The sequence below is a fragment of the Sphingomonas sp. 66-10 genome, assembly GCF_001897045.1.
Taxonomy (GTDB): Bacteria; Pseudomonadota; Alphaproteobacteria; order Sphingomonadales; family Sphingomonadaceae; genus Sphingomonas; species Sphingomonas lycopersici.
Window position 1 is genome coordinate 406,245 of record NZ_MKRR01000133.1, and the last position, 638, is coordinate 406,882.

Genomic DNA, 638 nt, shown 5'->3' on the forward strand with positions numbered 1-638 from the left:
CGCCGATGGACTTCAACGCCAATCGGACCCGCAACATCTATGAAACCAATCAGATCGGCGCGAACCTGAAATGGGATATCGCCGAACATCTGAAGTTCGAGCTCGACGGCGCGATCGCGCGCAGCACGCGCAACCCCGGCCGCAACGGCTTCAACGACAGCATGGATATCGGCTACGGCGGCACCAACGGCTCGACGACGGTGCTCGGCGCCAATACCGGGCTGACGATCCTTGGTCCAAGCAGCCAGTATCTGCCGCAGATCCACGATGTCGGCCCGGCCGGCGATCTTTCCCGTTTCACCGACAAGTCGGTCATCGGCTCGCACGTCATCGTACGCGGCGCGCCCTATAATACCGATCTCGTCAAGCAGCTGCGCGCGACGATCGGCTGGTCGAAGGATAAGTTCAGCGTCAAGCTGGGCGCGCAATATCTCGAGGACAAGCTATACCAGGAATCGACCAGCACCTTCTCCAACGGCGTCTTCGCCAGCCGGGCCGGCTATGGCACGCCATCGGGGCGCCCCGGCGGATCGAGCGGCGGCATCGCGCCGCTGCCGGGCGGGGTATATCAGGGGAGCATCAGCACCGCGAACTGGATTCCCGGCTACAAGGGCGGTCTTGCGCCGTCGGTGCTCGTC

1 pseudogene is annotated in these 638 nt (G+C 63.6%); it reads left to right on the top strand.

Going from position 1 to position 638, the window contains the following annotated elements:
- Positions 1-638, top strand: a pseudogene (locus tag BGN95_RS15830) (TonB-dependent receptor); the annotation flags it as partial.